Annotated in this window: 1 protein-coding gene; it reads right to left on the bottom strand. The window is 69.4% G+C overall.

Going from position 1 to position 618, the window contains the following annotated elements; genetic code table 11:
- The coding region (locus SP6_RS19925; RefSeq protein ID WP_042469587.1) for an FTR1 family protein at positions 1 to 618 on the bottom strand (618 nt) is incomplete at both ends.

Here is a 618-nt window from a genome sequence, read left to right on the forward strand (position 1 = left end):
TGGCGACCGCCCAGGTGATCCCGCCCGCGATGATCGCGCTGACCCAGCCGCCATGCACGTACCGCAGCGCCTCGCCGCGCTCGGCTTTACGCAGGAACGCGATCATGGCGACGACGATGAGCAGGGCTTCGAGCCCTTCACGCAGCAGGATCGTGAACGCGCCCAGGAACGTGGACGCCTCGGTGGCGGCATCGGGCGCGAGCGCCGCTTCTGCATCATCGAAAAAGCCGCCCAGCACCGTGACCTTCTCCGCGAGATCATCGGGCGATGCGCCCCGGTCGATCGCGGCGCGGAACTCCCCCATGGCGCCCTCGATTCGGCCCATCAGCGTCGCGTCGCGCGCGGTGAGCGTTGGTTCGATCGGCTCGAACCCATCGAGATAGGCTGACAGCGCCAGCTCTTTTGCCATCCGCGCATCGCCACGCCGGGCAGCGGCCACGCTTTCGGCGAGTTTGGCGCGGGCGACCGCGAGCGAGCCGGGAGCCTGTTGCATCACCTGTTCAGGGTGGCGACGCAGGAACGCGAGCACGGCGTCAGCCTTGGCGTCGCCGATCGCCGCGCCGAGCGCGGCCGGGGTGAGTGCGACCAGGGTTTTCAGGTCCGGGATGCGACGGCGAA

Source organism: Sphingomonas paucimobilis NBRC 13935 (genome assembly GCF_000739895.2).
Taxonomy (GTDB): domain Bacteria; phylum Pseudomonadota; class Alphaproteobacteria; order Sphingomonadales; family Sphingomonadaceae; genus Sphingomonas; species Sphingomonas paucimobilis.